Source organism: Corynebacterium sp. HMSC034A01, from assembly GCF_001838175.1.
Lineage (GTDB): Bacteria > Actinomycetota > Actinomycetes > Mycobacteriales > Mycobacteriaceae > Corynebacterium.
On sequence record NZ_KV835942.1, the window covers coordinates 33,898 to 58,251 of the forward strand.

A 24,354-nucleotide genomic window follows, 5' to 3' on the forward strand; every position below is an offset into this window, starting at 1 on the left:
CATACCCGGGGCGGGTGGAAGGACATCACCCACGGCTGTGGGGTGGTGTTCCGGTGGTGACCCAGCCCACCGAATTCACTCCCTTTTCGCCCTGTTATAAGGCTGTGAGCAGGGTTTTTGAATTTTAGTCCGTCAGGCACCCGTGCTAGATAAAGGTATGGCATCGACCTTGAGGCGGTGTCTTCTCATGGCCCTACCACGATCCAAGGAGATTGACGTGAAACGAGCAGCGATCGCAGCCGCCGCCCTTGCCCTCGCCCTCACGGGGTGTTCGGCCGCCGACCCGGAACCCACCGCCGATGGGACGGTGTCCCAGGACACATTCCTGACTACCCATGGCCTAGCCGACATGGACGCGGTGGAGATCATTGATCACCTCGACCGGCAGAAGGTCACTGAGCGTCCCACGGATCTGATCGCCTCAGTGCGTAACGATGAACTGCTGCTCTCGAGCGATGACCAGGAAGTCGCGCTCGATCTTCCCGACAATCAGACGTATGTCTCGATCGCACCCTATCTCACCTCCACCCACGACTGCTTCTACCACAGCCTCACGACCTGCCAGGGGGAACTCGACAATGAGGATATCCAGGTCACGATCACCGATGAGGCGACCGGTGAGGTGCTGGTGGACGAGGCGACAACCACCTTCGACAACGGGTTTATTGGCTTCTGGCTTCCCGATGATGTCACCGGCCTGATTGAGGTCAGCTACCAGGGGCGTACCGGCACCACGGAGTTTTCCACCACCGACGACGGTGCCACCTGTGTCACAGACCTGCGCCTGACGTGATGGCTCAGCAGGATCCTCACCTGCGCCTGTCTCCCGTGCCACTGAAATCTTGCACCAAGGAAGGTTAAATCATGACGAACGCGTTTTCCCGACGACAGTTTCTGCTCGGCGGGCTCGTCCTGGCCGGCACCGGGGCCGTGGCCGCCTGCACCAGCGACCCTGGACCCGCTGCCCCGGCACCAGGTCCCTCCCTTCGCCCCACTCCCACCCCCACTGCGCTCGGTGAGCCGACGGTGCGCCGGACACTGACCGCCCGGCCCCTCTCCCTGGATATCGGCGGCATCGAAGCCAAGACGTGGGGATACGTCTCTGACACCGGGGATGCGGCCATTGAGGCCACCGCCGGCGACGTCCTCCAGGTCGATATCACCAATGAACTGCCTGAGAGCACCTCCATCCACTGGCATGGCATCGCACTCCACAACGCAGCCGACGGTGTGCCCGGCATGACCCAGGACCCTATTGAACCTGGCGAGTCTTTCTCCTATGTTTTTGAAGTCCCCCACGGTGGCACCTACTTCTACCATTCCCACACCGGCCTGCAGCTTGATCGCGGCCTCCACGCCCCACTGATCATCCGCGATCCGGACGACGCTGAGGACCAGGACGTCGAGTGGACCATCGTGCTCGACGACTGGGTCGATGGCATTCAGGGCACTCCCGACGATGAGCTCGACAAGCTCACCGGAATGGGTTCGGGCGACCATAACGGGAGGATGGGAATGGGAGGTCACGGCCAGATGATGCACGGCACCCCGGACCGAGTACTGGGCGGGGATGCCGGCGATGTGATGTATCCGCACTACCTCATCAACGGACGTATCCCCCGTGCTCACCGGACCTTCGAGGCTCGCCCGGGCGACAAGGCCCGCCTGAGGTTCATCAACGCGGGCGGTGACACCATCTTCAAGGTGGCCCTCGGTGGTCACCGCATGACCGTCACCCACACCGACGGCTTCCCTGTCCAGCCCCGGGAGACCGAATCGATCTACCTGTCGATGGGCGAGCGTGTCGACGTCGAGGTCATCCTCGGCGACGGCATCTTCCCGCTCACGGCTTTGGCGGTGGGTAAGGACGACCGCGCCTTCGCCGTCATCCGCACCGCCGGCGGCCAGGCCCCCCGCCCCGATGTCGACTTCCCCGAGTTGTCGTCCACCGGACTGCTTCTGTCCTCCCTGAAGCCAGCAGACCGTGCACTCCTGCCCGAGGGCACACCAGACCGAGAAGTCAGCATCGACCTGGGCGGGCAGATGATGCCGTATGAATGGAGCATTCTCACCGACGGCCAATCCTCCTCCGCGACCGTGGAGGAGGGCCAGCGCCTGCGGATGGTCATGCGCAACAGGACCATGATGCCCCATCCCATGCACATCCACGGCCACACGTGGGCGCTGCCCGGCAGCGACGGGCTACGCAAGGACACTGTCCTTCTCCGCCACGGTGAAACCATGATCGCCGACCTGATCGCTGACAACCCCGGTGAGTGGGCATTTCACTGCCATAACGCCTATCACATGGAAACCGGGATGCTCAGCTCGCTTCGCTATGAGTAACCCCCACAGCAGGTTGAGTGCCGAGGTGGGCAGAGTCGCTGCAACCACACGCGTGTTCAGCCCAGTCGCAGACCTCACGGGCAGACAAACCGGCCAAAAACCTCTCAACCGCACCATCGCGGATATCAGATGGAAACCCTGCGGGCATCGGAACACCTTCCAGCCCCCCAACACTCCAACTTTTTGTCCGCGCTCCCTTCCTGCCTGGTAGCCGGATCTAGGTAGCCGGTTTCCCGCCTGTGGCCGCTTGTTGCGCCAACCGTCCCGCCCGGCGCCCTAACGCAGGGAGTCGAACAGCGCTTCGGCCGCGGTGTCGTCCCAAAGCACGACGTTGCCCACCTCGGTGTCGGCGAAGCCGCCGATGGGCACGGTCTCGGTTTCCAGGCCGCCGCGCAGGGCGAAGACGATGCGGGCGAGGTTCCACGCGTGGTCGTCGGAGTTGACCGTCAGCAACGTCGGTGTGACCCACAGCAGCCGCGCCATGCGGAACGGGTTGAGGTACACGGACGGCGACAGCACGCGCGTGACCAGCGTGGTCATGAACTCGCGCTGGCGTGCCACGCGGTCCAGGTCGCCCTGGGCGGTGGCGCGGGTGCGCACGTATCCCAGCGCGGTGGGGCCGTCCATCTCCTGGCAGCCGGGTTGGAGGTTGATGTTGGCCAACGGGTCGTCGATTGGCTCGGCGACGCAAATCTCCACGCCGCCCGCCGCGTCGACCACGCCGGCGAGGCCGCCCATGCCGATCTCCGCGTAGCGGTCCACGTGCAGCCCGGTGTTTTGCTCCACGGTTTCCACCAGCAGCTGCGGACCGCCGATGGAGAATGCGGCGTTGATCTTGTCGTAGCCGTACCCGGGCACGGGCACGTACGAGTCGCGCGGGATGGACATCAGCGTCGGTTTTCCGCGCAGCGGCAGGTGCATGAGCATGATTGTGTCGGTGCGCACGGTGCCCAGGTCGCCGCCGGTGCCGAGGCGCTCGACGTCCTTTTCGCTTAAGCCCGTGCGCGAGTCGGAGCCGACGAGCAGCCAGTTGGTCCCCGAGGTGTTCGAGATTTGCTGGTCGGGCATGGCGGCGGTGCGGTTGAGGCGCGCGTCCGCGATCAGCACCGAGCCGATGAGCAAGGCGATGACCAGGGCAAGTATTGCTCCGCAGCCGGGGAGCTTTACTTTGCGACGTTCCTTCGGCCCTTTCCGCCTCCGCTTCGACACCTGCAGCGGGACTTCCTCTGGGGCGGGGCGCTGCTGCGCCTGACGCGGAGCCGGCCGCTGTTGCGCGGGCCGGCGGCGCGGGTGCTGCGGTGCGCGGCGCGGCTCGTAGGCGGCGGGGGGTTCGTAGACGGTGTGGCCCGGCTCAACCCGCGGAGGAACCTGCGGAGAAACCCTGCGCGCGCGGGGTTCTACGCGCGTGAATTCTTCGGGGTGGCGGGCAGCGGGATCGCGTCGAGAAGCAGTTGTGCGACGGCGAATGGGCCGGCCGTAGCGGTCCACGAGGGGCTTGCCGTCTTTGCCCAGCACAAACTCGCCCGCGTTATCGCGGGGGTCGTTGGAATGGGGCGTAGTAGACATGCGCTTAGTGTAACCAGTGTGACGGAAGTGCTTAGATTCCGAGCCACGACAGGTCCAGCAGCGGGTAGGCGATAAACGCCACGGCATCGATGAAAAAGTGCGCCAGGATCAGCGGCCACACCCGGGAAGTTTTGTGGAAGTACCAGGCAAAGATTACGCCCATGACAATGTTGCCGACACCCGCGGAGACCCCCTGGTACAGGTGGTAAGACCCGCGCAACACCGCCGAGGCCGCGATGAACTGCCAGGGTTTCCACCCCAGCTGCTTCAGGCGTGTGACCAGGTACATCACCACCACGATCTCCTCGCCGAAGCCATTGGCGAACGACCACAACAGTGAGGTGGGAATCTGCACCGCGGCGGTGGTCGGCACCACCACCTTGGACAGGCCCAGGTGCACCGCGGCGATGTAGAACGCCAGGCCGGGCAGCCCGATCAGCGCAGCAAACCCCGCCCCGCGCGCGGCGTCGGACCAGCGGGGCCAGCGCCACCGCTGGTCAAGCAGGAACCATGCCAGCCCGCCCCACGCGAGAAGCGTCAGCGCGGAGGTCGCCTGCAGCGCCAGGTCCAGCCAGGGAATCGATGAGGCTGCGTCGTGGATGGTGGTGCTCTGCTGGTTCAGCGGGGCTTTCAGCAGCGAGTCCACAAGCCGAAGCGCCGCACGCAGCCCCGCGGTGCCGAAGGTGACCGCGAGGACGAGCACGATTTCGAGCTTCAGGCGCCGAGTCATGCGCTAACTTTAACGCCATGCAGGATTTGTGGGCGCGCACTATCGAGCAGGTTGTCAGCCAGGAGTACCCCGCCGCCATGCACCATGAGCAGGCAGGCCCCGGCCACCCCGACCCGCGGACGCTGCACCCGGCGTTTTGGGGCTCCTATGACTGGCACTCGTGCGTGCACATGCTCTGCACTGCGGTGAAGGTGCATTTGCGTATCGACGACCACAGGCTCGCCGACCTCCTCGATCAGCGCCTGACTGAAGACAACATCGCCGCCGAGGCCGAATACCTGCGGACACATCCCGTCTACGAGCGTCCGTACGGCTGGGCGTGGGCGACGCAGCTGGTCAAGGTGTGTCGCGGCACCAGGTGGCAGGCCGCGCTCACGCCGCTTGAAGCCCAGCTGGAGCGGAACATCACCGCGTGGCTACACACGCAGCAGTGGCCGGTGCGCCACGGCGTGCACTCCAACTCGGCGCTGGCGCTGCTGCTCATCCACGACGCCGCACCGGCCCTGCGCGAGCTGGTGGAGCGCACTGCCCGCGCCTGGTTCGGCGACGACCGCGCCTATCCCCACACCTGGGAGGTCTCGGGCCACGACTTCGTCTCCAACGGCCTGGCTGAGGCCGCGCTGATGCGCCGCGTGCTGCCAGCCAGCGAGTACACCACCTGGCTGGACGGCTTTCTCGCGCCCGAGGCGTTTGAGTTCTACACCGCGCCGATGACGGTCGCGGACCCGGAGGACGGCCAGCAGGCCCACCTCATCGGGCTCATGCTCACCCGCGCGTGGTTGTTGCGGGAAATTGGCAAACCGCAAGGTACGCAGATGCTTATCGACGCAGCTTCGCCCCACCTGACCGGCCAGAATTTCATGGCCACGCACTGGCTGATCACCTACGCGCTGCTCGCCGAAGACGCAGCGCAGGACAGGCCAGCCAGCTGACATTCGTGTACAAACGTGCCTATGGGAGCCGGTGAGAACCCCGGGGCGGGCAGCCCGAGAGAGCCGTATCAACAGGTAGTGCGCACCATCGTCGCGCAGATTTCCAACCACCTCCCAGTGGAGGCGTTCTACTCCGTGGTGATCGCGCACGAGGGCAAAACCTTCGTCACCGCGATGGTGCAGCTGGAAGGCGAGCCACCGCAGACCGCGACGATCGACTATGAAGACGAGCACCGCACGCTGTTCTACGAGGTGTTCTGGCAAGAGGTTGCCCAGACCGGCCAGGGCGGGCCGACCCAGATCTACGCCGCCAGCTTCGAGCCGCAGTCCGACTCGTTTGTCTACCACGGCAGCCACCCGTACGACCCGGCCCAGGGTGTGCCGGATGCGGCGGCGCTGCAGCGCTTCGCCCAGGGGCTGCAAGGGGCTCGTGCCAACGCGATGGTGGACGCGCACCTGTACCACCGCTCGGCCATGCAGCCCGCGCACCGCCCCTCTGGCGCGCACCTCACCGAAGCACTGTTTACCCGGCTCGGCCAGGAGGTCCACCAGCAGGCGCAGTACTTCGGTGACAACTGGGCCGCGCTGAACACCTTCTTCGCGCTTACTTCCGGCCCGGAGGGCACGAAGCTTGATCAGGTGGACGCGATTTTCTACATGGAGAACCTCCAATACACCTACGGCGTGTTCTCCCGCGCCGAGCTCGAGCCGTTCGCCACCGCCTACATCGACGCGCTAGCGGACGGAAAGCCGTTCCACCACGCGCAGGTGCAGATCACCATGAACAAGCAGATCGATGAAGTCACCAGCGGCGCGTCGTGGGACGATTGGGCCGAGCGCATCCGCACGACCGCAGAGAATTGGAGAGACGTGGCAAACGACACCCACCCGCTGATGCAGAGGCAGCCATGACCCGCATCGCGTATTTGGGCCCCGCGGGCACGTTCACGGAAGAAGCCGCGCGCCGCTTCGGCATCGAGGGGGCGCAGTACGTGCCCGTCGAGTCGCCGGCCGCGGCACTCGCCGCCCTGGATGCGGGCGAGGCGGAGTACGCGGTGTGCGCGATCGAGAACTCGATCGACGGCGCGGTGACCACCACCATGGACGCGCTCGCCGCCACCGAAAGCGCGCGCATCGTGGGGGAGACCGAGCTCGCCATCGCGTTCGCGGTGATGACTAAGCAAGGGCACAAGCTTGACGACGCCCTCCGGCTCGCCACCCACCCCGTCGCCCACCAACAAGTCAAGCGCTGGATCGCCGAGAACACACCGAAAACGGAGTTCATCCCGGCGCCCTCCAACGCCGCGGCGGCGAAGATGGTGGCCGATGGCGCCGCCGACGTGGCCGTCGCCCCGGAGCGGGCGGCGGCGCTGCACGGGCTGGAAGTGCACGCCCGCGGTGTCGCGGACGCGGAGACGGCGCGGACCAGGTTCGTGCTCGTCGCAAAGCAGACTGCTCCGCCGAAACCCTCCGGAAACGACCGCACCGCGATTGTCTTCCGCACGAAAAACGAACCCGGCGCCCTGGTGCGCGTGCTGCAGGAATTCGCGGCGCGCGGGGTGGACATGACGCGAATCGAGTCGCGGCCCACGCGCGAGGAACCGAACACCTACGACTTCTTCGTGGACCTGGCGGGCCACGCAAGCGACGCAGACGTGGCGGACGCGCTCGAGGCCGGGGCCGAACACACCACCGAGATGCGCCAGCTGGGAACCTGGCCGAGGGAGGCACGATAGCGATGGTTTTCACAATGCCGACGGACAGGTACCCGTGGGCGGGCGACGCGGTTGAGCGCTTCGAGTACGAAGTGCGCAGCCAGATGCACTTTATGCAGGAGAAGTTCCCGCTGAGCTTGTTCATGGGGTGCAACCCGAGAGGGCAAGTGTTCTTCTTCGTCCTCCGGGAAATCGAGGGGCGCGTGGGGCTGGTGGAGCTCCACTTCGAGGAGCAGCTGCACCGCCTCATGTACGAGGTGCTGCTGCAGCGCCGCCCTGCCGAGGACCCGTGCTGGGGTCTTGCGATGCACTACGACCCGGACGCCGACGAGATCCAGTACCGGGGCTTAGACGGCCTCGGCGCCATGGGGGACGAAGAGCGCGCGCTGGAGGTGCAGCGGGTGGCCAAGGAGATGGGCGGGCTCTCTTCGGAGAACTAGCCCCTAAAGCTAGCCCCAGCCGAGGGCGTGGAGCTCGTGCTCTTCGAGCCCGAAGTAGTGGCCCACCTCGTGCAGCACGGTCACCTTCACCTCGTGGCGCAGCTGTTCCTCATCCACGCAGATCGCCTCGAGGGCGTTTTTGTACACGAAGACCGCGTCCGGCAAGAACCCGGAGTGGTTCGAGTGCTGCTCCGTCAGCGGCACACCCTCGAACAGGCCCAGCAGGGTCGGGTCGTCCGGGTTGTAGTCCCGCGCAAGGACCACCATGTTCGTCATGTGCTGGGCGAAGTTGTCGGGGATGGTGTCCAACGCGTCGTTGATCATCTCCTCGAACGCCTCGTCGCTGACCGGGAGCATGATCTACTGCACCGGTGCCTGTGCCGCGCCAGCGGCCGGGTCCTGCGCTGCGTCAGCGCCAACGCCAGCGCCAGCATCGGCAGCGGGGGCGGGTGCGGGCGGAGCCTGCTCTTCCCTTAGGGGGCGGCGCTGGGGGCGTTCGGGCGGCGGAGCGTCGTCGATAAGCAACTGCCCACGGCCCTGCGTCGCGGACCCAGTGAGGTTGGCAAAGCCGCCCTCCGGACGCGAGAACATCAACGCGCAGTTCACGCTGCGCGAGCCGCCCTCCCACGAGGCGGTTGATTGCGTGGTCCAGAACGGGCGCAGCGCGATCTGGTAGAGGTTTTCCTCGCTGCCCATGTAGTCCTGCGCGGCCTGGGTGCACACGTCCTGGAGATGCTTGTCCTGCTCCTCCACGGCCGGGGTGTGATCCGGGAAGACCTCCTCCAGCGAGACCTGGCTGGTGATCTCCAGCTGGTGCGGGTCCGCGCACTTCACCGCCGTCAGCGTGTTGGACGAGTCGATGGACACACACTGGCCCGCCTCGAACACGCGGGCCTGGTCCTGATCTGCCACACGCCCGGAGGTCAGGATCGGCTCGCCGGCGCGGTTGGTCTCCTGCAGCCCGCACAGCATCGTGCGGTCGCCGCGGGCCCACGCGTCCGCTGGCGGCAGGATCGGGGCGATGGAGTAGCGGCCGTTCGGGTCGTACTTGCCTCCCAAGTACCGGAAGGTGCCGGCGCCGCACAGCTCCTCGCGCAGCTGGGCCTGGCGCGTCGGGTTCGGCATCGGCGCCTCCGGGCCGAACTCGGAGGTGGGGTAGGTGGCCAGGTTTTGGCGCAGGGACACCTCGAAGCGGTGCTCGCCCTCGCAGTCCGCCTGCTCGAAGCCGGTGATCGTGCCGTCTTCGGCCACCTGCCAGGTCAAGCAGGCCCCGGCATCGGCGGTGGTGAACGTCGCGGCCTGGTCGGGCGAGACGGTGGAGCTGGCGACGGTGGAGGAGTCCTGGGCCCCGGGCTCAGGCTCGGACGTGTCGGCGGCAAGCGTGTACGTGCCCGCGCCGACGGCACCCGCCAGTGCGGCGATGATGAAGGAACGCAGCGCGCTCTGTTTCGAAGCCATGGCGGCCCATTATTCCACTTCTCGCGCTACCCGAGTAGTCAGCCGGTAGCGGTCCGTGCGGTACACGGAGGAGCAAAACTCCACGTTGTGCGTCCCTGACCGGGCGAAACGCACGATGTGCAGCAGGGCTGTGTCCGGTTGAACGTCCAGCAGCGGGGCGTTGTCCGGCCCGGCCGTGACCGCGGTGACGGTCTGTTCCGCTTCCGTCACGCCCAGGCCGTAATGCTTTTCCAGCAGGGTGTACACGGAGTGGTAGACGTCGTTTTCCAAAAGGTCCGGCACCAGGGTGGCGTTGTACCAGGCGTCGTCCACGGCGTACGGTTCGCCGTCGCCGAGCCTCAGCCTGCGCAAACGGATGTGCGTGGCGGTGGGGGCAGTGCCGAAAAACTGCGCGACCTCCTCCGGCGGGGTGGTGCGCTCGCACAGCAAGATGCGTGACGACGCCTCCACGCGCTGCGCCCGCATCTCATCCGAGAAACTCGCCAGGTGCAGACGCGACACCAACGGGGCCGGGGCGACGAACGTGCCCTTGCCGCGCACGCGGCGCAGCCGGCCCGCCGCCACCAGATCCCCGATCGCGCGGCGCACCGTGATGCGGGAGACGCCGTACTCCTCCTCCAGCGCGCGCTCGCCCGGCAGCGGGTCGCCGGGGGAGAACTCCGCGGCAATGCGGGACTCCAGAAGCGAGCGGAGCTGCTCGTGCTTGGGCACAGGGCCGTCTGCGATCGTGAGGGTCATACGCCCACCATAGCGCACTGGTTATGACCGGACGTCGTTGTGCCGTTGCTGCGTCGGTTTCAGCGTCGGTTGCAGGGTCGGGAGACAAGGTAAGGTGAACAAGCGTGATTGATCTGAAGCGTGTGCGCGAAAACCCCGAGGCTGTCCGCGAGTCCCAAAAGGCCCGCGGCGAAGACCCTGCGCTTGTGGACGAGCTGTTGGCCGCCGACGAAGCCCGCCGCTCCGCCATCCAAAAGGCGGACGAGCTGCGCTCCGAGCAGAAGGCGTTTGGCAAAAAGATCGGCCAGGCCGCCCCCGAGGACCGTCCGGCGCTGCTGGAAGGCTCCAACGAGCTCAAAGCCCGCGTGAAGGAGGCCGAGGCGGAGGAGGCCGCCGCGCAGGAGAAGCTGGAGAAGCTGCAGTACTCCATCGCCAACATCATCGAGGGCGCCCCGGCTGGCGGCGAGGAGGACTTCGTCGTTATCGAGCACGTCGGTGAGGTACCCGAGTTCGACTTCGAGGTCAAAGACCACCTGGACCTGGCCGAGCCGCTGGGGATTATCGACATGAAGCGCGGCACCAAGGTCGGTGGCGCGCGCTTCTACTACCTGGCCGGCGACGGCGCCTGGCTGCAGCTGGGCATGCTCATGCTCGCCGCCCAGAAGGCGCGCGAGGCCGGCTTCAAGCTCATGGTCCCGCCGGTGCTGGTGCGCCCGGACGTCATGCAGGGCACCGGCTTCTTGGACGCGCACGACGAGGAGATCTACTACCTCGAGCGCGACGACATGTACCTGGTCGGCACCTCCGAGGTTGCCCTCGCCGGCCTGCACCAGGACGAGATCATCGACCTGTCCGACGGCCCGCTGCTCTACGCCGGCTGGTCCTCCTGCTTCCGCCGCGAGGCCGGCTCCTACGGCAAGGACACCAAGGGCATCCTGCGCGTCCACCAGTTCGACAAACTGGAGATGTTCGCCTACTGCAAGCCCGAGGACGCCGAGGAGATGCACCAGAAGCTGCTCGGCCTGGAGCGCGAGATGCTCGCCGCCGTGGAGGTGCCCTACCGCATCATCGACGTCGCGGCCGGCGACCTCGGCTCTTCCGCCGCCCGCAAGTTCGACACGGAGGCGTGGGTGCCGTCGCAAGGCACGTACCGCGAGCTGACCTCCACCTCCAACTGCACCACCTTCCAGGCCCGCCGCCTGCACACCCGCTACCGCGACGCCGACGGCAAGACCCAGACCGCCGCCACGCTGAACGGCACCCTGGCCACCACCCGCTGGCTGGTCGCCATCCTGGAAAACAACCAGCAGGCGGACGGCTCCGTGCGCGTGCCCGAAGCGCTGCGACCGTGGGTGGGCAAGGAAGTGCTCACGCCGTAATGGATATGCGCCGGTACCGCGGATTCACCGTCCCGCGGCTCTACGAAGGCATCGCCGCCAACCGCGACGAAGCCGTGGAGAAGTTCTACCAGGGTCTCGTCGGCTTCGCCCGCCGCCTCATGCGCGCAGCGAACATCGAGGTCACGGTCATCGGCGCCGAAAACATCCCGGCGGAAAGCGGCGCGATGCTCGCCGGCAACCACACCGGCTACGCCGACTTCATCCTGCTGGGCACCGGGCCCTACCTGCACGGCGAGCGGCTCGTGCGGTTCATGGCCAAAAAGTCCGTCTTCGACGTGCCCGTGCTGGGCTGGCTGCTCAAGCTGATGAAGCACGTGCCTGTGGACCGCGCCCGCGGCGGCGCCTCCATCGCCCCGGCGGTTGAGATGCTGCGCGAGGGCAACCTCGTGGGCATCTTCCCCGAGGCCACCATCTCGCGGTCGTTCGAGCTGGCCAACTTCAAAACCGGCGCCGCCCGCATCGCCCACCAGGCCGGCGTACCGCTCGTGCCGTGCGCGATCTGGGGTTCGCAGCGCATCTGGACTAAGGACCTGCCGAAGCACTTCCGCAACGTGCCCGTCATCGTGCGCTACGGCGAGCCCGTCCACCTCACCGGCGACGCCGAGGCCGACACCGCCGAGCTGAAGCACCAGATGCAATTGCTTCTCGACGCCTCACGCTCCGAATACACCTCCCTCTACACCGACGGCGCGGGCGAGGCATGGATGCCGGTCGCGCTCGGCGGCACCGCCCCCACGCCGGAAGAAGCCGAGGAGCTCTACGCTCGGGAGCGCGCCGAACGCGAAGCGAAGAAGCAGCGCAAGAAAGGTTGATGCTCATGCCTGTCGACGCCACCGGTGACGCCCCGCGCCTGATCATCTCCGACATCGACGGCACCTTCATCACCTCCGCCGGCCGCGTCACCGACAGGCTGCGTGCGGTGGTCACCCGCGCCGTCGAGTCCGGCGCCCACTTCGGCCTGGCCACGGGCCGCCCGCACCGCTGGCTCATCCCCGTGCTGGAGCAGCTCCCGCTTTCGCCTGTGTGCGTGTGCGCCAACGGGGCGGTGGTCTACGACCCGGCTTCCGACCGGGTACTGCACGCCTTCGAGCTCGCCCCGTCCGCGATGGCCGAGGTTGTCGAGGTGGCGGAGCGCGTGCTCGCCGGTGTGCCGCACGGCTACGGCGTGGAGCGCGTCGGTTCGTCCGCGCTCGAGCCGGAAGAAGAGTGCTTCATCATCACCCCCGAGTACAACCGGGACGCCTGGGACAGCCAATTCGGCATCGCCGACACCCAGACCCTGATCAGCCAGCCCGCCGCGAAACTGCTGGTGCGTTGCTCGTCCATGACGTCTGGGCAGATGTTCGAGCTCATCGCGCCCGAGATCGATCCGGAGCTGGCGCACGTGACCTACTCCATGGACGAGGGCCTGATCGAGGTGTCCTGCCCCGGCGTGGACAAGGCCGCCGGCGCGCGCTACCTGGCCGAGCGCTACGGCGTCACCGCCGCTGACGCCATTGCGTTCGGCGACATGCCCAACGACCTGGAGCTCCTTCGCTGGGCCGGCCGCGGCGTGGCCATGGCCAACGCGGCGCCCCTGCTTCACGACGCCGCCGACCACGTCACCACCACCAACGACGAGTACGGCGTCGCGCGCGTGCTCGAGCGCTGGTTCTAGCTCGCCTGCTGCTCCAGGCCCGCGAGCCAGGTGCGGTACGGCGTATCGATCCGGCTGGGCAGCTGGTGAACCCCCGGACGCTGGTCAATGGCGTTCTGGATCTGCGCGATGAACTCCGCGGTTCCCGCCCTGTCCCAGCCGACCCTGCGCACCACGGCGCCGTGATTCTGGAGTTGGGTTTCGCGGTGGCGTTCCCGTCGTAAAGCTTCTGCTGCATCCCCGAACACCCCGCTGTTCTTCTCCAGCCCGTCCGCCTCGAGCACGAGAAGGCCGTTGATGAGCACGTCCGCCCAAGCAACAGTGGGCCACCCGTCTGCCTCGGTGATGCGGAACCCCACCTGGAACTCGATGGTTTCCACCCCCGTGAGGCGGCCCTCCGCGATGGCGCGCAGAATCGCATCTCGCACGATGGTCTCCAACGCGCTGGCCGAGGTGTCCGCAGAGTAACAGATCAGCTCACGGAACGCCTTGATGCCGCGGGCTCGGGTGAGCGATTCGGTCTTTTCCAGCAGATAGTCCGTGGTGAGGTGCTCGTGCTTGAAGCGCGCCGACTCGATCTGCACCAGCGCCTCCATCGGGCCGTAGTAGCGAAACGAGTCGAACATCGCACGAATCGCTGTCGCGGTACGGATGCCGTTGTGCTCGACGAACTCGGCGTCGCGGAGGAGGCCGCCGTGGTACACCTTGCGCGGATCTTTGTCGCCCCACGTCCGGGAGTTTCCGGGTAAGGCGAGATCCACCTTTGTCACCCAAGTCTTTGTGGAAAGGCCCAGCCAGCGCGCTGCTGCCGGGCCGGTGATGACTGCTGTCTTGCACCGCGAGGCGATGTCCTTGATCAGCTGGATTTCTGCGTCGCGTTTCTGCTGTAGATCCCCCATGCGCTCACTATGCCCCTCGCGGTCGGGCGGGTGAAGAGGAGGCCTGTTGATTTCAGTGGACAGCGATGTCTACACACTTTTTGGACGCGGAGTCTGGTGACTTTTTGGACGCGTCGGCGTTGGCGTCCCCGCTGGTGGTGGTACGAATCTGCTAGTAGTGCTGATCTGCTAGTTGGCTCGGAAGCGCAACTAGCAGATCAAGTGTCCAAGTTTGTGTTTGCCCAGGTGATATTGAATGCCGTTGTCGGTAAGAGTGTGATCTGCTAGTTCGGGGTCGGGCTGATGCGGGGGCAACTAGCAGATTCGCAACAACTAGCAGGTCTGCAGCCTCGTCCCTGACTGCGAGCCGCAAGCACCCGGCCACCGAACAAGGACCCCAACGCCCACCCGTAGAATCGCGCGCATGGCTTTGATTGCGGCGATTGACCAGGGCACGACGTCGACGCGCGTGTGCATCACACGCACCGACGGCAAGGTCGTCGCCCAGTCGCAGTTCGAGCACTCCCAGCACATGCCGCAAAAGGGCTGAGTGGAGCACGATCCAATGGAGATCTGGCGCAACACGCGCCGGGCCTTGAGCGAGGCGCTCGCGGACGAGGACATCAGCGAGCAGGACATCGACGCGCTCGGCCTGACCAACCAGCGCGAAACCGCCGTGATCTGGGAAAAGAAGACCGGAAAGCCGATTTACAACGCTATCGTGTGGCAGGACACCCGCACGAATCACGACGGCGATGCCGAAAAGTACCTGCGCAAGACGGGGCTGTTGCACAACTCGTACCCGGCGGCGCCGAAGTGGGCGTGGATCCTGGATAACGTGCCAAACGCAAGGCAGCGCGCGGACAACGGCGAGCTGCTGGCGGGCACGATCGACACCTGGTTGATCTGGAACCTCACCGGCGGCGCGAAGGACTTGGACCGTGCGCTGCATTTGACGGATGTGACCAACGCGTCGCGCACCCTTCTTATGGATTTGGAGACGCTGCAGTGGGACATGCAGCTTTGCGACGAGCTCCGCATCCCACCGCAAATCCTCCCCGAGATCCGCCCGTCGGTGGGCAACTTCGGCAAGATCCGCCCCCGCGGCCCGCTGGCGGGTGTGCCGATTACCGGCGTGCTCGGCGACCAGCAGGCCGCGCTGTTCGGCCAGGGCGGCATCCGCGAAAACGACGCGAAGATGACCTACGGCACGGGGCTATTTATGCTGCTCAACACTGGTGCGACGCCGAAGTTCAGCGACCGCGGCCTGCTCACCACCGTGGCGTACCAGGTCCAGGGCCAGCCGCCGGTGTACGCGCAGGAGGGCTCGGTGGCGGTGGGCGGTTCGCTGATACAGTGGCTGCGCGACCAGCTGGGCATCCTGGGCACCGCAGCGGAGTCGGAAACGTTGGCCAGCCAGGTCGTAGACAGTGGGGGAGTGGTGATCGTCCCGGCGTTTTCTGGACTGTTCGCGCCCAGGTGGCGCCCGGATGCGCGTGGGGTGATCGTGGGGTTGACCCGGTTCGTCGATAGGCGGCATATTGCCCGGGCCGCACTCGAGGCGACGTGTTTGCAGGCGCGCGAGGTGGTGTGCGCGATGGGCGGGGAGCCGACGGCGCTGAAGGTCGACGGCGGCATGACCACGAACGACCTGCTCATGCAGATGCAGGCCGACATCCTGGGCCTGACGGTCGAGCGCCCCGCGAACACGGAGACCACGGTGATGGGTGCGGCGTCGGCGGCGGGCATGGGGATTTCGCTTATCGACGAACCGTTGACTCTCGGCCCCACTACCACCTGGGAAAACGAAATAGCCGGCCCCGAAAGGGACCGGCTTGTCGCCGCCTGGGAGGACGCGGTGTCGCGCTGCCTCAACCTCGCCTAGTTCGTGTTGATGTCCACCGCGTTGGTGGACGGGTTGAAGGTGATGAAGCCGCCTTCGAAGTCCACGCGCACGGTGTCGGCGGTGGGGTTGAATTGCTGCGTCACCGGCATGCCCAGCGGGCCGGCGTCCAGACCCTGCTGCAGCCAGGCCTCGGCGATCTTGCCCACCAGGGCGATGATCTCGCCTTCGTTGTTGCGGGCGCCGATGCCGTTGGAGTACAGCGCGACTGCCGGGCCGGTGGGGCCGCCGACGCCGGCGACGAGCTTGCCCAGGGTGGGCTCAAGTGCGGTCCAGACTTGGGCGGCCTCGCTGGAGCCGAACGCGTTGAGGGTAGGCGCCACGGCCGGGCTGATCTGCTTGGCCAGGTCGGCTGCCTGCGCCAGCGTCAGGCCCTCGAAGACCTCGGTGTCGCCGGCAGTGGAGACGGTGGGCAGCTTGTCCTGGGCGGCCAGGAACAGCAGCACCAGGCCGATGGCGGTGCCGGCCACGGTCGCGATGGCGTTCGGGTCACCGGAGGACAGCGCGGCCAAGGTGCCGTCGGGGGTGCCGTTGCTCGGGCTGCCCTGGCGCTTCGGCGTCGGTGTCGGCGCGGTCGCGGTGGCGCGGGAGTTCGGGTCTGCCGGGGCAGCATCCGTCGCGGTCGCAGTCGTGGTCGTCGTGGTGGACGTGCTGTCGTTGCCGCTCAAGCGGTCCAAGATGGAGCCGATGCCGGAGCGGCTGCCGCCCAGGGAGCGGTACTTCGTGGCCGCGGTTGCGCGGATCACGGGCAGCTTGGAGTACAGGTTGTCGCCCGGGCAGGTGTTGTAGTGGAAGTCGCGGTGGGCGTTGATGTTGTTAAACATCGCGCCCTGGCCGGCGGCGTACTTGGAGCCGCGGAAGTTGCCCTCGGCGACGTGGTAGCTGGAGCCGGTGGGGTCGAAGCCCGCGACGGCGGCCTTCCAGCCGATGATTTCGCCCATGGCGCGCAGCGCGGCCGGGGTGGGTTCGGCGGTCTGGTAGTCGCCCAGCATGGACACGCCCCAGGTGTTCTGGTTGAAAGAGCCGACGTGCGCGCCCTGCGGGCCGCGGTCCATGCCGCCGGCGCGGCCCTCGTAGATGTTGCCGTACTTATCGACGAGCGCGTGGTAGCCGATGTCGCCCCAACCCAGGTTGTTGGTGTGGTAGTTCCAGATGCCGCGCACGATGCCCGGTGCCTCGGCCTCGGAGTAGTTGTTGGAACCGGCCGTGTGGTGCACGGTGGCGGCGGTGGTGGGCTCGGAGTAGTACGGGGTGCTGCTGCGGCCGGCGCCCCACTGCGCGCGGGTGACCACCTCGGGCATGCCGCGGGTGTAGGAATCGGCGACCGGCTGGATGCCGCCTTGCGCGGTGCCGGTGCCGCCGTCCAGGAACACGGCTTCGATGTCGTTGGCGGTGGTGGGGGCGTCGGAGACGGCGCGGCCGCCTTCAAGCAGGTCCACGTTGCCGGTGGAGACCTGGATGCGCTTAGTGCGGCCGACGTAGATCGGCTCGGTGCCGAACTTGTCGGAGCCCGCCTGTGGGTCAGCCGGGTCCATCTCGAACCACTCGGACCAGGCGCCGTCGGCCTTCTGGGAACGCACGTAGGCGGCCACATCCCGGTCGCCAGCCCAGGTCAGGCCCACGATGGAGAACTCGCGGTCGTTGGTGAACTCCTTGACTACGCGGCGCACGCGATCTTCTTCGCCGCCCTGGGTGCGGATGGCGGCGTCGTCGACGGTGATGTTGTCGCCGGCCGCGAACGACGAGGTGGTGGTGTAGACCTCCGGGGCGCCTGCGCCGAGGGACTGCACCTGCAGGATGCGGTTGCCGCTGAATGCGTTGGCGGCAACGAGTGCTGTGACGAGGAGGATGGACACGATCACGGGCATGATCGCGGCCCGGGCGGGTCGGGCCGCGCCGCCCTGAATGCTGCGACGTTGCTGCACAGTAATACTCCTGGGGTTCTTGGCGTTCACTGCGAAAGCAGTGGCAAATGTGACAGAAACGAAGTGTAGTGCAAGTTCAAGTCTCAAGAAAGACTTGAGACTTCTGTGGCGTGTCGCGGCGGAGCTCCGTCGATAGGCAACTGTGCGAAAATAGACCTCATGGCATACGACCTCATTGTTGTTGGATCGGGTTTCTTCGGCCTCACCGTGGCCGAGCAGGCGGCGAGCGAGCTGGGCAAACGCGTGCTGGTGGTGGAAAAACGCGGCCACATCGGCGGCAACGCGTACAGCGAAAACGAGCCGGAAACGGGGATTGAGGTGCACAAGTACGGCGCCCACCTGTTCCACACTTCTAACGAGCGGGTGTGGGAATACGTCAACCGGTTTACTGACTTCACGGATTACCAGCACCGCGTATTCGCGATGCACGACGGCACCGCCTACCAGTTCCCCATGGGACTCGGCCTGATCAACCAGTTCTTCGGCCGCTACTACTCGCCGGAAGAGGCGAAAAAGCTCATCGAGGAGCAGCGCGAAGGCCTCGACCCCGCGGCTGCGACGAACCTGGAGGAGCGCGGCATCGCGCTCATTGGCAAGCCGCTCTACGACGCGTTTGTGAAGCACTACACCGCCAAGCAGTGGCAGACCGACCCGACCGACCTGCCGCCGGAGATCATCTCGCGCCTGCCGGTGCGCTACACCTTCAACAACCGCTACTTCAACGACACCTACGAGGGCCTGCCCGTCGACGGCTACGCCGCGTGGCTGGAGAAGATGGCGGAGCATGAGCTTATCGACGTCCGCACGAACACCGACTGGTTCGCCGTCGCCTCCGAGGTCCGTGCCGAGAACCCGGACGCGCCGGTGGTTTACACCGGCCCGTTGGACCAGTACTTCGACTACGCCGAGGGCCGCCTGGGCTGGCGCACCCTCGACTTCGAGCAGGAAGTCCTCGAGGTCGGTGACTTCCAGGGCACCCCGGTGATGAACTACAACGACGCGGACGTGCCGTACACCCGCATCCACGAGTTCCGCCACTTCCACCCGGAGCGCTCCGAGTATCCCACCGACAAGACGGTGATTGTGAAGGAGTACTCCCGCTTCGCGGAGGACGACGACGAGGTCTACTACCCGATCAACACCCCGGAGGACCGCGAGAAACTCGAAGCCTATCGACGCCTCGCGGCAGAAGAATCCGAGCAGAACAACGTCCTGTTCGGCGGCCGGTTGGGCACCTACCAGTACCTGGACATGCACATGGCGATCGCGGCGGCGCTGACCCTGTTTGACAACCAGCTGCGCCCGTTCTTCGAGTCCGGCGAGCCGCTGAGCCAGCCGCGCGGGCACTAGGTGCGCGAGTGGCCAATTAACGGACTTCGCTATGCCAAGACAAGCAGGCTATTACGAGTGGGATGACGCCGATCTGCGCCCCGGTAGCAAGAAAGAGGGCGGTTGGCACCAAACTCTCTTTGACGCAGATGGAAAGCTCAAGGGAAATGCACGTTTCGTGCCTAGCGACGAAGCCGAGTTTGAACCGACAGTGGTATACGAAACTGTTTATGTCACAAGCGACACTCGGCGAGAAGAGTTTTTCGATGACGAGATGAAAGAAGCCATCGCCGAAGCTTTGACTGCACTGTTAGTGCAAGGTGCAAGTAAGGTAGCTCCTCACGCGAAAGCATGGTTCGGCAAAAGGGTTCGGGCGATGCGGCGCAGCGCGAAGTGGGGCCGGGGCAAGCAGGTAGAGCAATCTCAGGTGGGCCAGGGTGACGAGGTCGCGGATGAGGTCTTGTCCTCGGCCCTGGTTGAAAGCGACCAACCAGTTCCACGCCCTAAGATGTCCAGCTCTGAAGCCCAGGCGCGCATGATCGCTGCAACCGCCGCTCAAGCATTCGCAGAAGAACAGATGCGAATGGTCACGGGTGCAGAGATTGTAGATGCTTCAGACATTGACGAGGTGCGCATGCAGCTTGCATCAATTCCGAAGCAGGAGCTGGAAGATTTGATTGCTCTTCTTGGTCGTCGGCCCGAATTGCTTTCGGACGATAATTTGGCCAACCTTGCGGCTTCAATGCAGCGTCAGCATCGTGAACTAGAATCTGCCCCAAAGCGAAGGGAATCGCAAAAATAGTGACTGCGGAGGAAAAGCGAACGGAGATTTTTATCCATCCCGACTGCCCGGACTGCGCGAGCGTGATCACCGCCTATAACGATAATCCGGACAGATTCGGTGACGCCGGACTGTATGACGTCACCGAGCTGGGCAACCTGAAGCGCTTTCTGCGATACCGTGACCGGTTGCCGGGTTATGCCGCCGTCCGTGAAGCCGGCAAGATTGGGGTTCCATCGAAAGTCATCGACGGGACCGTGGTGGAGTTCTTCGACGCAGTTTAAACGCAGTTCACTCGGGCCAAAAGCTGAACTGCTCCATCGCTTCCGTTGCTGGGTGCGAGCGCAGGTACTCCCGCATGTAGGGAAGTTCGTAGTCGACGTAACCGTGGGCGGTCGGCCGGATCATCTCCGCGTCGATGAGCCGTTTGCGGTAGTTGCCCGCGTACTGCGAATCCACGCCCATGCGCCGTGCAATGTCGGACATTCGGGACGGACCGTCGTCGACGGACATTGCTGTGAGAAAAGTGCGGTCCACCTCGGACAAATCGGCCAACGACGGCTCGTGTACCAGCTGCCCAAGCTTGCGGCGTGCGTCCGCGATGCCGTTTTTCACCGCATCGACGTCGATTGTGTCCCCGCTGAGATTCCGGAAAGCGTGTTGCCCGACCAGCTGGATCATGAACGGGTAGCCGCCGGTTGCGTCAGCGGCTGCATCGAGCGCTTCGTTCGACCATGACACTCCCACCTGGGCTGTGGTCTGCTCAAGTGCATCGCGCACCTCTCCAACAGGCACCATGCCTGTCTCGATACGGTTGGCTCTTCGCAGGAACGTTACCGGGTTTCGACCTTCGTCGGCGGCTAGAAGGGGTTTGACCGCACCCGGAATGCCAGCCATCGCCACCGCAATCTCGCGGTCTTCCCGCACCAAGTGCTGGATGGTTGTGCCAAACTCGACGACCTCGTCCATGTGGGCGTAGTGCAGCTCGTCGAGAGTGATCAGCAGGCCGACGGGCTCTTGGCCGAGGCGCGCGTCAAGCGCCGACTGCTGCTCGAAGAGTTCGTCGAGCACCGAGCGCAAGCTTGGGATAGGCGAGAACGTACTGGTCGCTTCAGTGGTGATGCCCAGGTTCAGGGGTCCTGTTGCCCCGGTGATACGTCGCTTCGGCTTTTCCGAGATGTCCTGGAGGAGGCGGTACGCGCGATCTCGGATACGGTCGTTGAACCCGGCGGTGGTCGTCTCGGAGATGACATGCCACGCGTGAGTTCTAGCAACGCTCTCAAATTCGTTGAGGAGGACAGTCTTGCCCACGCCCCTGGGGCCAGTCACTATGGAGATGCGCTCGTGGCTTCCCGGGCCGTCCCAGATAGCCGAATCAAAGTCTCGAAGAAAGGCATCACGGCCTGCGAGTACCGGGGGAGTTTTTCCCACCGTTGCGGTGAACGGGTTTCTGCGCCGGGCTGGAATCGACGGCATGCCTGCCTCCTTACAACCTCTTACTATCTTTACTATTTTTACTATCTTTACTATTTGCTGGCTAGAGGGAAAGAAACGTCTGGCGTGCGCGAGGGAGATTGCGCCGTAAAATACCCCGACGTGGGAACTTTCATAGCACTAATCGGCCTACTGCTGGCCACCGTCCTTGTCGCCGCGGTGGGTGAGCGCACCGGCCTGCCGTGGCCGGCGCTTCTGACTGTGGTAGTCGCACCGGTGATCTTCATTCCCGGCATCGATACGGTGTCCATCGATCCGCACTTGATCTTGCCGATCTTCCTGCCGCCGCTGCTGTGGTCGCTGGCCCGGCGCACGAGTTGGGGGCAGATCGGCTCCCAGCTCAACGTGGTGCTGACCATGTCGATCATCCTGGTGTTCCTCACCATCGCCGCACTGACCGCCACAGCGATGTGGATGCTGCCGGGGCTCAGCTTGGCCACCGCGATGGTGCTCGCCGCCGCGATTGCCCCGCCGGACCCGGTGGCGGTGGACGCGGTGGCGGGCCCGGCCGGCATCCCGAAGCGCATCACCGGCACGCTGCAGACGGAGGGGCTGTTCAACGACGCCGCCTCCATCGTGACCTTCAACGTCGCGATGGCAGCCGCGGTCGCGCACGGCGAGGTCGACTTTGGCAAGGGCGTGTTGCAGTTCCTCTACGCCGCCATCGCCGCGGTGCTGATCGGCCTCGTCGTGGGCAGGCTGGCCGCTGTCTTTGCCAACTCCGTGCCTGATTCCGTGATCCGCACGGCGTTTACCTGGGTGCTCCCGTTCGCCATCTACGCAGGGTGCGAGGCCATCGAAGCGTCCGGCGTCATCGCGATCGTCATCGCCGCGGTGGAGATGTCCTCGCGTTCCGCCATGACCGCAGAAGACCGCCTGACCGGCCACTCCTTCTGGGAGACGGTGGAGCTGCTGTTTACCGGCGTGGCGTTCGGCCTGATCGGCATGAGCGTGCGCGACGCGCTGGACACCGCGGGCACGCACATCTGGCAGGCGGTGCAAGTGGGCGTTGTGCTGTCCGTCGTCGCGTTCGCGGTGCGCTTCGTGTGGATGTGGGTGCTGTACAAGCTCAACGAGAAAAAGCGCCGCACGAACGTCTCCCCGCTGCGGCTGCAGGAGGTCCTGCTCATGGCGTGGGCAGGCATGCGCGGGCTGGTCACGCTGGCGCTCGTGCTGGCAATCCCGGCGTCGGCGACGAGCTACCACCACGAACTGTCGGTCATCGCGCTGACCGTGCTCACTTGCACGATGGTGGTGCCGGGGTTGTTGCTCCCTTGGCTCGTCGACAAGCTTGATCTGCAAAACGGGCCTGGCGCCGACAAGGCGCTCGAGGAGCTGAACCAGCGGGCGTACGCGGCTGCGCGTAAGGCGGTGCGCGAGCACGGCGAGGAGCACCAGCCCGAGGCCTACGCGATGGTGCAGGAGTGGCTGAATTCGTTTGCGGAGAAGCGCTTGCAGGATCCGGAAGGCTCCGAGGAGCGCAAGGAAGCCTTCAAGCGCGCCCGCGCTGGTGCGGTGCAGATGCAAGATGTGGCGTTGCGCGCCGCCAGCCGCGAGCTGCAGCGGGCGCGGCGCGAGCGCCGCTATAACCCGTCCGATGTCGACGCGGTGCTCGCTGACTTGGACCGCCTCATTCTCGCGCGCGACCGCAAGGCTCTCACTGGGCCGAGCAGCTTGTGGGAGCCGAAGTAAGGGGCTTTTGCCTATCGAAGAGCCCCCGGCCCGCCCCGTTTTCAAAATGCCAAGCGGATCGCTTTCAAAACGCCAAGCAATCTGTTTTCAGAATGCCAAGCAAACCGTTTTCAAAATGCCAACCTGGATCGTTTAGCTGCTAATATGCGGCTGTATGGCGAACGGATATATTCCACGACTGGCGGATGCTGAATTGGTGCGGTCGCTCCGCAGGCAGGGCGGTGTCCTTATTCAGGGACCAAAAGGTTGTGGAAAGACAGAGACAGCGAAACAGCAAGCCGCAAGTTTTCTGAACGTTGAGACCGATCCTGGCGTCACCCTCGCTATGGATAATGACCCGCGGCTGCTGCTCGAAGGAGCCACACCGCGGCTTATCGACGAATGGCAGCTGCAGCCGAGGTTGTGGGATTTCGCACGGCACGCCATTGACGAGCGTCAGGCGAAGGGGCAGTTCATCTTCACCGGTTCCACGGCCCCCGGGGCGAACGCAACGAGCCACTCGGGTGCCGGCCGGTTCGCACGAATGACGATGTCGACGATGACCCTTTTTGAAACCGGAGAATCGGATGGGTCGGTTTCGCTTGCTGCGGCAGTTGCAGGGGACCCGTTGCCGTTTTCGGCACCAGCGTTAACACTGCCGCAGCTGGCGGAACGAGTGTGTCGGGGTGGCCTTCCTTACAACGTTGGTCTCCCATTTGAGGATGCGCTTGAAAACGTCCGAGACTACGTACAAACCGTTGCGGCCGTGGATGTCCACGCCCCTGGCAGAGTGAACCGTGATTCAGAGCGGGTGAGGCGGATGATCCGTTCGTTAGCTCGTGGTGTGGGCACCGAGCTGGAGCTGCAAACCATCGCGACCGATGCCGATACCTCGCGGGAAACAACCCGGGACTATCTCGATGCCCTGGCGAGCATCTTCGTCTCTGTGGACCAGCCTGCGTGGTTCACGCACCTGCGCTCTAAAGCGACGTTGAGGAAAGCGCCGAAGCGCCATCTCGCTGACCCCTCCTTTGCTATGGCGGCGCTGGATCGTGGGCCGGAGCATCTCCTTCGAGATCCGGCGTACTTCGGCCAACTTTTTGAGTCACTTGTGGTTCACGAACTACGTGCGTTCACGGGCAGAACGGTGTATCACGCCCGGCTTAATACGAAGCTGGAGGTCGACGCGGTCGCGAACGTCGGCGGCCGGGATGTGCTGGTCGAGGTAAAACTGGGCTACACCCCAGAGGTGATTGAGCATGCGGCCGACACGCTCAAGAGGTTCGCAGGGCACCTTGATGACGACCCAGCCTTGGTGGTGATCACCTCGGGAGGACCCGCACTCCGCCGGAACGACGGGGTTGCAGTAATTCCTATTGGGGCTCTGGGGCCGTAGTTAAAGTTGGCGCTTTTGCTGATCGACAAGCCCCGCA

The 24,354-nt window shown here is 65.2% G+C and carries 22 protein-coding genes and 1 pseudogene; 15 read left to right on the forward strand and 8 right to left on the reverse strand.

All coding sequences use genetic code 11. The features are described from left to right. Positions 1-217 precede the first annotated feature (217 nt). Both HMPREF2791_RS03290 and HMPREF2791_RS03295 read left to right on the forward strand, forming a co-directional pair. Entirely contained in the window at positions 218-793 is a 576-nt protein-coding gene (locus tag HMPREF2791_RS03290; RefSeq protein WP_070844455.1) for a CueP family metal-binding protein, read from the forward strand. A 71-nt stretch (positions 794-864) separates the two neighbouring features. Then, positions 865-2,346 (forward strand): multicopper oxidase family protein, encoded by a 1,482-nt coding sequence (locus HMPREF2791_RS03295; RefSeq protein WP_070844380.1) that lies wholly within the window; start codon positions 865-867, stop codon positions 2,344-2,346. Between the two features lie 276 nt (positions 2,347-2,622). Here the strand turns inward: HMPREF2791_RS03295 and HMPREF2791_RS03300 are convergent, their stop codons facing one another. Beyond that, entirely contained in the window at positions 2,623-3,912 is a 1,290-nt protein-coding gene (locus tag HMPREF2791_RS03300; protein ID WP_083327876.1) for an LCP family protein, read from the reverse strand. Positions 3,913-3,943: 31 nt separating this feature from the next. After that, complete coding sequence (locus HMPREF2791_RS03305; protein WP_070844381.1) at positions 3,944-4,642, reverse strand: CPBP family intramembrane glutamic endopeptidase; 699 nt, start codon at positions 4,640-4,642, stop codon at positions 3,944-3,946. A 17-nt stretch (positions 4,643-4,659) separates the two neighbouring features. On the opposite strand from HMPREF2791_RS03305, the gene HMPREF2791_RS03310 reads away from it, so the two are divergent. From HMPREF2791_RS03310 to HMPREF2791_RS03325, 4 genes are all read left to right on the forward strand, one after another. Beyond that, complete coding sequence (locus tag HMPREF2791_RS03310) at positions 4,660-5,574, forward strand: DUF2891 family protein (RefSeq protein ID WP_070844382.1); 915 nt, start codon at positions 4,660-4,662, stop codon at positions 5,572-5,574. Between the two features lie 78 nt (positions 5,575-5,652). Continuing rightward, the gene (locus HMPREF2791_RS03315) at positions 5,653-6,486 is read left to right on the forward strand and encodes a hypothetical protein (RefSeq protein ID WP_070471931.1); all 834 of its coding nucleotides are present in this window, start codon (positions 5,653-5,655) and stop codon (positions 6,484-6,486) included. Beyond that, positions 6,483-7,310 carry a prephenate dehydratase gene (pheA, locus tag HMPREF2791_RS03320; protein ID WP_070471932.1) on the forward strand — a complete coding sequence of 276 codons (828 nt, stop codon included), beginning with the start codon at positions 6,483-6,485 and terminating at the stop codon, positions 7,308-7,310. Before HMPREF2791_RS03315 ends, pheA begins: the two co-directional genes overlap by 4 nt. A gap of 2 nt (positions 7,311-7,312) precedes the next feature. Next, positions 7,313-7,729 (forward strand): hypothetical protein, encoded by a 417-nt coding sequence (locus tag HMPREF2791_RS03325; RefSeq protein ID WP_070471934.1) that lies wholly within the window; start codon positions 7,313-7,315, stop codon positions 7,727-7,729. A gap of 9 nt (positions 7,730-7,738) precedes the next feature. Here HMPREF2791_RS03325 and HMPREF2791_RS03330 read toward each other — a convergent pair whose 3' ends face one another. The 3 genes from HMPREF2791_RS03330 to HMPREF2791_RS03340 are packed head-to-tail and all read right to left on the reverse strand — an operon-like array spanning position 7,739 to position 9,925. Beyond that, positions 7,739-8,086 carry a metallopeptidase family protein gene (locus HMPREF2791_RS03330; protein WP_070844383.1) on the reverse strand — a complete coding sequence of 116 codons (348 nt, stop codon included), beginning with the start codon at positions 8,084-8,086 and terminating at the stop codon, positions 7,739-7,741. 3 nt (positions 8,087-8,089) lie between these two features. Beyond that, a complete protein-coding gene (locus HMPREF2791_RS03335) occupies positions 8,090-9,187 on the reverse strand; it encodes a septum formation family protein (RefSeq protein ID WP_083327877.1) in 1,098 nt (365 codons plus the stop codon). A 9-nt stretch (positions 9,188-9,196) separates the two neighbouring features. After that, positions 9,197-9,925: a GntR family transcriptional regulator gene (locus HMPREF2791_RS03340; protein ID WP_070844384.1), complete on the reverse strand. Its 729-nt coding sequence runs from the start codon at positions 9,923-9,925 to the stop codon at positions 9,197-9,199. A 104-nt stretch (positions 9,926-10,029) separates the two neighbouring features. Here HMPREF2791_RS03340 and serS point away from each other — a divergent pair, with 104 nt between their 5' ends. From serS to HMPREF2791_RS03355, 3 genes are read left to right on the forward strand one after another with little or no spacing between them, the layout of a single operon-like run. Continuing rightward, positions 10,030-11,283 (forward strand): serine--tRNA ligase, encoded by a 1,254-nt coding sequence (gene serS, locus HMPREF2791_RS03345; protein WP_070844385.1) that lies wholly within the window; start codon positions 10,030-10,032, stop codon positions 11,281-11,283. Continuing rightward, a complete protein-coding gene (locus tag HMPREF2791_RS03350; protein ID WP_070471945.1) occupies positions 11,283-12,116 on the forward strand; it encodes a lysophospholipid acyltransferase family protein in 834 nt (277 codons plus the stop codon). The genes serS and HMPREF2791_RS03350 overlap by 1 nt, the downstream gene beginning before the upstream one ends. Positions 12,117-12,121: 5 nt before the next feature. Continuing rightward, complete coding sequence (locus HMPREF2791_RS03355) at positions 12,122-12,961, forward strand: HAD family hydrolase (protein ID WP_070844459.1); 840 nt, start codon at positions 12,122-12,124, stop codon at positions 12,959-12,961. On the opposite strand, the gene HMPREF2791_RS03360 is transcribed toward HMPREF2791_RS03355, so the two are convergent. Continuing rightward, entirely contained in the window at positions 12,958-13,839 is an 882-nt protein-coding gene (locus HMPREF2791_RS03360; RefSeq protein ID WP_070471948.1) for a hypothetical protein, read from the reverse strand. The two genes, HMPREF2791_RS03355 and HMPREF2791_RS03360, sit on opposite strands and share 4 nt — an antisense overlap. Before the next feature lie 403 nt (positions 13,840-14,242). On the opposite strand from HMPREF2791_RS03360, the pseudogene glpK reads away from it, so the two are divergent. Then, a pseudogene (gene glpK / locus HMPREF2791_RS03365) lies at positions 14,243-15,703 on the forward strand (glycerol kinase GlpK). Here the strand turns inward: glpK and HMPREF2791_RS03370 are convergent. Then, positions 15,700-17,646 carry an N-acetylmuramoyl-L-alanine amidase gene (locus HMPREF2791_RS03370; protein ID WP_246815154.1) on the reverse strand — a complete coding sequence of 649 codons (1,947 nt, stop codon included), beginning with the start codon at positions 17,644-17,646 and terminating at the stop codon, positions 15,700-15,702. The pseudogene glpK and the gene HMPREF2791_RS03370 sit on opposite strands and share 4 nt — an antisense overlap. Positions 17,647-17,805: 159 nt before the next feature. Here HMPREF2791_RS03370 and glf point away from each other — a divergent pair, with 159 nt between their 5' ends. Genes glf through HMPREF2791_RS03385 form a run of 3 tightly spaced genes read left to right on the forward strand, consistent with a single transcriptional unit; the run spans position 17,806 to position 20,040 of the window. Further along, on the forward strand, positions 17,806-18,996 hold the full coding sequence (glf, locus tag HMPREF2791_RS03375; protein ID WP_070471952.1) for a UDP-galactopyranose mutase: 1,191 nt from the start codon (positions 17,806-17,808) through the stop codon (positions 18,994-18,996). A gap of 31 nt (positions 18,997-19,027) precedes the next feature. Further along, positions 19,028-19,777 carry a hypothetical protein gene (locus tag HMPREF2791_RS03380; RefSeq protein WP_246825408.1) on the forward strand — a complete coding sequence of 250 codons (750 nt, stop codon included), beginning with the start codon at positions 19,028-19,030 and terminating at the stop codon, positions 19,775-19,777. Continuing rightward, positions 19,777-20,040 (forward strand): hypothetical protein, encoded by a 264-nt coding sequence (locus HMPREF2791_RS03385; RefSeq protein WP_070844387.1) that lies wholly within the window; start codon positions 19,777-19,779, stop codon positions 20,038-20,040. Before HMPREF2791_RS03380 ends, HMPREF2791_RS03385 begins: the two co-directional genes overlap by 1 nt. Before the next feature lie 7 nt (positions 20,041-20,047). On the opposite strand, the gene HMPREF2791_RS03390 is transcribed toward HMPREF2791_RS03385, so the two are convergent. After that, positions 20,048-21,232 (reverse strand): AAA family ATPase, encoded by a 1,185-nt coding sequence (locus HMPREF2791_RS03390; protein WP_070844388.1) that lies wholly within the window; start codon positions 21,230-21,232, stop codon positions 20,048-20,050. Between the two features lie 120 nt (positions 21,233-21,352). Here HMPREF2791_RS03390 and HMPREF2791_RS03395 point away from each other — a divergent pair, with 120 nt between their 5' ends. Together HMPREF2791_RS03395 and HMPREF2791_RS03400 are read left to right on the forward strand one after the other, a co-directional pair. Then, positions 21,353-22,942 (forward strand): cation:proton antiporter, encoded by a 1,590-nt coding sequence (locus HMPREF2791_RS03395; RefSeq protein ID WP_070844389.1) that lies wholly within the window; start codon positions 21,353-21,355, stop codon positions 22,940-22,942. A 154-nt stretch (positions 22,943-23,096) separates the two neighbouring features. Beyond that, positions 23,097-24,317, forward strand: a complete 1,221-nt coding sequence (locus HMPREF2791_RS03400) for an ATP-binding protein (protein ID WP_070471957.1) — start codon at positions 23,097-23,099, stop codon at positions 24,315-24,317. The last annotated feature ends 37 nt before the right edge of the window (positions 24,318-24,354 follow it).

What these genes read in the sequence shown, in the direction of transcription:
- HMPREF2791_RS03295 (WP_070844380.1), top strand. Translation starts at nt 865, where the DNA reads ATGACGAACGCGTTTTCCCGACGACAGTTTCTGCTCGGCGGGCTCGTC.
- HMPREF2791_RS03300 (WP_083327876.1), bottom strand. Translation starts at nt 3,912, where the DNA reads ATGTCTACTACGCCCCATTCCAACGACCCCCGCGATAACGCGGGCGAG.
- HMPREF2791_RS03305 (WP_070844381.1), bottom strand. Translation starts at nt 4,642, where the DNA reads ATGACTCGGCGCCTGAAGCTCGAAATCGTGCTCGTCCTCGCGGTCACC.
- HMPREF2791_RS03310 (WP_070844382.1), top strand. Translation starts at nt 4,660, where the DNA reads ATGCAGGATTTGTGGGCGCGCACTATCGAGCAGGTTGTCAGCCAGGAG.
- pheA (WP_070471932.1), top strand. Translation starts at nt 6,483, where the DNA reads ATGACCCGCATCGCGTATTTGGGCCCCGCGGGCACGTTCACGGAAGAA.
- HMPREF2791_RS03325 (WP_070471934.1), top strand. Translation starts at nt 7,313, where the DNA reads ATGGTTTTCACAATGCCGACGGACAGGTACCCGTGGGCGGGCGACGCG.
- HMPREF2791_RS03330 (WP_070844383.1), bottom strand. Translation starts at nt 8,086, where the DNA reads ATGCTCCCGGTCAGCGACGAGGCGTTCGAGGAGATGATCAACGACGCG.
- HMPREF2791_RS03335 (WP_083327877.1), bottom strand. Translation starts at nt 9,187, where the DNA reads ATGGCTTCGAAACAGAGCGCGCTGCGTTCCTTCATCATCGCCGCACTG.
- HMPREF2791_RS03340 (WP_070844384.1), bottom strand. Translation starts at nt 9,925, where the DNA reads ATGACCCTCACGATCGCAGACGGCCCTGTGCCCAAGCACGAGCAGCTC.
- HMPREF2791_RS03350 (WP_070471945.1), top strand. Translation starts at nt 11,283, where the DNA reads ATGGATATGCGCCGGTACCGCGGATTCACCGTCCCGCGGCTCTACGAA.
- HMPREF2791_RS03355 (WP_070844459.1), top strand. Translation starts at nt 12,122, where the DNA reads ATGCCTGTCGACGCCACCGGTGACGCCCCGCGCCTGATCATCTCCGAC.
- HMPREF2791_RS03360 (WP_070471948.1), bottom strand. Translation starts at nt 13,839, where the DNA reads ATGGGGGATCTACAGCAGAAACGCGACGCAGAAATCCAGCTGATCAAG.
- glf (WP_070471952.1), top strand. Translation starts at nt 17,806, where the DNA reads ATGGCATACGACCTCATTGTTGTTGGATCGGGTTTCTTCGGCCTCACC.
- HMPREF2791_RS03380 (WP_246825408.1), top strand. Translation starts at nt 19,028, where the DNA reads ATGCCAAGACAAGCAGGCTATTACGAGTGGGATGACGCCGATCTGCGC.
- HMPREF2791_RS03390 (WP_070844388.1), bottom strand. Translation starts at nt 21,232, where the DNA reads ATGCCGTCGATTCCAGCCCGGCGCAGAAACCCGTTCACCGCAACGGTG.
- HMPREF2791_RS03400 (WP_070471957.1), top strand. Translation starts at nt 23,097, where the DNA reads ATGGCGAACGGATATATTCCACGACTGGCGGATGCTGAATTGGTGCGG.